Source organism: Vogesella oryzae, assembly GCF_902829295.1.
Lineage (GTDB): Bacteria > Pseudomonadota > Gammaproteobacteria > Burkholderiales > Chromobacteriaceae > Vogesella > Vogesella oryzae.
On sequence record NZ_CADEPL010000041.1, the window covers coordinates 1 to 4,548 of the forward strand.

The following is a 4,548-nucleotide window of genomic DNA, read 5'->3' on the forward strand; positions in this document are numbered from 1 at the left end:
GATACGTGCAGCGTTTCGCCGTGGGCGATGCCCAGTTGCAGCAGGCCGATCAGGTTCTTGCCGTCACCGCTTTCCGTGCCCTTGCGCACCCGTACGTTGGCCGCAAAGCGGCGGGCGGTTTCCACCCACTGCTGTGCCGGACGGGCATGCAGGCCATTGGGGTAGTTCATCACCCAGTCGAATCCGTGGGCGAAATCGGCAATCTGTTCGGCCGGGGCGGCGGCCGGTGCCTGCTGCTCCAGCGCGGCCAGCAGGTCGGCCGGATGCGGGGTGTCGAACAGGCGGCCCAGCGCGGCCTCGTCCTGCAGCAGGCGGGTGAGGCGGCGCAGCAGCGCCAGGTGTTCGTCGGACTGCGCGGCAATGGCGAATACCAGGTGCACGGTCTGGCCCGGGTTCCATTCGATGCCGCCCGGTACCTGCAGCACGGCAATCGCGGTACTGCGGATCAGGTGGCGGTCTTCGATCATGCCGTGCGGAATCGCCACGCCATGACCGAGGTAAGTATTGGCAACGTTCTCACGCGCCAGCAGGCTGTCTACATAGGCCGGGTCGATATGGCCGGCGGCAGCCAGTAGTTGGCCTGCTTCCCTGATGGCTTGGGCCTTGCTGGCCGGTGTGGCCCCCAGGCGAACCAGTTCGGGGCGAATCAGCGTGCTGGACATGGTGAGCGTCTCCTGTGTCTACATTTGTTTGACCGCATTGAAATCGATACCAGTTTTTGTGTCAATCAACATTTCAATTTCGGTGTAACATCTTGGCAAATAACGCAACTGACAAGGATTTGTACGGTTGCAATCGATACCGGAGAAATCGGATGGCAAAAATCAAGGATGTGGCGGAACTGGCTGGTGTATCGGTCTCTACGGTATCCCGCGTGCTGTGCAACGGCCCGGTGAGCGACAAGGTGCGCAAGCGGGTAGAGGCGGCCATGGCCAAGCTGGATTACCGCCCCAATCTGGCGGCGCGCCGTCTGCGTTCACAGCACACCGACACTATAGGATTGATCGTGTCGGATATCCGCAACCCGTTCTTTACCGCCGTCAGCCGCGCGGTGGAGGACGAGGCCTACCGCAACGGCATGCGGGTGATCCTGTGCAATACCGATGAAAGCCCGGAAAAAGAAGCGATGTACCTGAAGCTGATGCGCGAGGAGCGTGTCACCGGCGTGATCCTGGCGCCCACCCGTCACAGTGTGGCGGCGCTGGATCCCGAGTCGCTGGGTTTTCCGGTGGTGATGATCGACCGCACACCGGCGCAGGGCGACGGTGACGCGGTGGTGCTGGACAATCGCCGCGCCGCCGCGCAGCTGGTGGAACACCTGTTGGCCGCCGGCTACCGCGACATCGGCGGGCTGTTCGGCAATACCAGCAGCACCGGTGCCGAGCGCCACGCCGGCTTTGCCGAGGCGCTGACCCATGCCGGCCTGCCATCGCCGGCGCGTTTCGTGCCGCCCAGTGTGGAGGCGGCGGAGGCGGCGGTCACCGCCTGGCTGGCCGAACCGGACCGGCCGCGCGCCTTGCTGATCAGCAACGGCATCTTCCTGCTGGGCGCGGTGCGCGCCATCAAGGCCGCCGGCCTGTGCCTGCCGCAGGATCTGGCGCTGGCCGGTTTCGACAACGAAGTGTGGACCAGCCTGATCGACCCAGGGCTGACGGTGATCGAGCAGCCGGTGGACGAAATCGGCCGCAGCGCCATGGCCATGCTGCTGGCGCGGCTGGAGGACCCGGCCCGCAGCCACCGCCACGTGGTGTTGCAGGGCAAGCTGGTGGCCCGCGGCAGCAGCGCGCCACTGCGCCAGAGGTGATCAAGGTTGGCCGCCGCTACTTGCGGCCAACCTCGTGTGGATAAGATGGCAAATAAACTTGCGGCCAACCTCGTGTGGATAAGATGGCAAATAAAAAAGAGCCGGCAGATGCCGGCTCTTTGACATGCCCCGAGCGCCTTAGTCGGTTTTCAGGTTATTGCTGGTGAGCAGATGTTTAATGATGTCTGCATCCGTTGTGCCACCCAGAGAACTCAGGCTGACGTTTTGCAGCACGATAGTCTGGTCATGACTGGCGGAGACGTTCCCCGTCGAGCTGACCTGAACTACGGTATCTGCACCCACTTGGGTAAAGTGCAGGTAGTTCAGCAAGTTATCAGCAGAGGCCGGCAGGCTGTTGTTGATTTCTGTCAGGGTTGTTGCCGCATTTTCTCCCTGCAGCAAATCGTGCAGGTCCAGCGCATCTCCTCTGCTGGCATTGAAGGTGGTGATGGTATCGGTAGCTGGCGTACCGGTAGTGCCCTGATCGCCCAGATTCCAGACGAAGGAATCATGGTGCAGCAGATCACTTACCGTATTGCCAGTCATGGTGTCGTTGCCGGCACCACCGACGAAAATGTCGTTGCCGCCATGACCGACAAGCGTGTCACTGCCAATGCCGCCATACAGCGCATCATTACCGCTAGTGCCATCGAGCGTGCCACCGGCATCAATGGTGACGTGCAGCTGTTGCACCGAAGTGGTGTCGCCATCGGCATCAGCCACTTTCACATCGAAGGTCAGGTTGGTGTCCTGGGTGTTGGTCTGGCTGCTGATCAGGCCGATGTCCACGATCTTGATCACATCATGGTCGTCGGTGATGGCACCAAAAGCTTCCGTGCCGGTGGAGGCTCCGCCGCTGCCGGTGGCGCGGTTCAGATCAATGCCGGAGCCGCTGACGCCATCGGTGGAAACCAGCAGCTGCATGCCGGCAATCTGGTAATGCTCGCCAACGCCGTTGTAGTCATTGCTTTCGATAATGACTACCCCGTCACCTCCCGTGATGCCGTAGGGGTTGGTTTCCGTTGACTGGTTGTAGATGTCTCCAGAATCCACGATCACAGTGCGGGTAGTGGTGGCATGGGTGACCGAATCCACCAGTTTGAGCAACACCACCATATCCTCGCCTGGAATCCACTTGGCAAGGATCAGGTAAACCCCGTCGGCGTAGGCAGTGCCGGCGCCGGGGTTGGGGTTGTTGCCCGGGCTGCTGGTATAGAAGTCCATGTTCAGCACTTCGCCATTCTGGATGGTGTCACTGGCAATACCGTTTTCGGTACCGCTGATGCTCACCCAGCTTTGCGTGGCGGAGAAGGTTTCGCCATTGGTCAGTGTGCTGTCGCCGTTACTGGTCTGGAAGCTGCCGGAGCCGCCGGTAAAGCGGGCATAGAAGCCATCATCCAGTTTGGAAACAACGATTTCCGGCTTCGGCGAACCGCCCAGGTCATAGTTTTCCTGGGACACGGTGTGACTGGTGCTTAGCACGGTGTAACTGTTGATCGGCTGATCCAGCGACACTGTGTAGGTACCAGCCACTTTGTCGAAGACCAGTGTGCCGGTAGCGTGGGTGAGTGCACCTGGGTTCAGCGGGTTGGCCGCATAGTCGAAAGCGATGTTGAAGGTGGCGGACGAGCTGTTTTCCGATGCCCAGGTAACGCTTTGCGAGCTGATGTTTGCTGCACCCACCGTCCCAGCCAGGGTGATGGACTGGAAGTCGGTGTTGATCGAAGAGTAGCTGCCGCGTGCATCGGCGCCGATCGTGTAGTCGAAGATGCCAGCTGCCCCGCTAGAACCATCGTTGAGGCTGTTGGCGTATACCAGGTTGGATGTGGCGACGATACTCGGGCCATCGTCGAGGAACTGCAGCGCGGTGCCGATATCGACATGGGCGTCGGTGTGGTCACCATCCTTGTCGGTGATGGTGGCGGTGAGGGTCACCAGGTTGGCCGCAGATAGGGTTACCACGTCGTTGGGGTCGCTGATATTACCGTGCACCACGGCCCGCAACTGGTCGAGGGTCACGTTGCCGCTGGCATCTACCGATACGGTGAACACCAGGGCATTACTGCCGGCAGTGCGGCCTTCCACCACGCCGCCGTTCATGCTCAGCACCACATTCTGGCCGGTGGCGGTATCCACCAGGCCGCTGGCACCGGCCACCACGCTGAGGCTGTAGTCGATGTGACCCGCGCCGTCGGCACCGTAGCTGGAGGTGAACATGCCGGCAAAGCTCTGCGTATCGTTGATGGCGAGATTGGTCTCGTCCACCGTCAGGGTCTGCAGGGTGACATCGGCCGGGCTGATGCTCGGGCCATCGTCGAGGAACTGCAGCGCAGTGCCGATATCGACATGGGCATCGGTGTGGTCACCATCCTTGTCGGTGATGGTGGCGGTGAGGGTCACCAGGTTGGCCGCCGACAGGGTCGTCGGTTCGTTCGGGTCGGCCGTCGGATGCACCACGGCCCGCAACTGGTCGAGGGTGACGTTGCCGCTGGCATCTACCGATACGGTGAACACCAGGGCATTACTGCCGGCAGTGCGGCCTTCCACCACGCCGCCGTTCATGCTCAGCACCACATTCTGGCCGGTGGCGGTATCCACCAGGCCGCTGGCACCGGCCACCACGCTGAGGCTGTAGTCGATGTGACCCGCGCCGTCGGCACCGTAGCTGGAGGTGAACATGCCGGCAAAGCTCTGCGTATCGTTGATGGCGAGATTGGTCTCGTCCACCGTCAGGGTCTGCAGGG

The 4,548-nt window shown here is 61.6% G+C and carries 3 protein-coding genes; 1 reads left to right on the plus strand and 2 read right to left on the minus strand.

Going from position 1 to position 4,548, the window contains the following annotated elements; translation table 11 throughout:
* On the minus strand, positions 1 to 662 hold a 662-nt coding region (locus tag HU218_RS13315; protein ID WP_174875428.1), incomplete at its 3' end, for a PTS sugar transporter subunit IIA.
* Between the two features lie 152 nt (positions 663 to 814).
* On the opposite strand from HU218_RS13315, the gene HU218_RS13320 reads away from it, so the two are divergent.
* The gene (locus tag HU218_RS13320; RefSeq protein ID WP_174875429.1) at positions 815 to 1,804 is read left to right on the plus strand and encodes a LacI family DNA-binding transcriptional regulator; all 990 of its coding nucleotides are present in this window, start codon (positions 815 to 817) and stop codon (positions 1,802 to 1,804) included.
* 138 nt (positions 1,805 to 1,942) lie between these two features.
* Here the strand turns inward: HU218_RS13320 and HU218_RS13325 are convergent.
* Positions 1,943 to 4,548: DUF5801 repeats-in-toxin domain-containing protein (locus HU218_RS13325; protein ID WP_174875430.1), on the minus strand; the 2,606-nt coding region annotated here is incomplete at its 5' end.

Bases quoted from the DNA above. Each gene is read 5' to 3' on its own strand.
- HU218_RS13320 (WP_174875429.1), top strand. From the start codon at position 815: ATGGCAAAAATCAAGGATGTGGCGGAACTGGCTGGTGTATCGGTCTCT.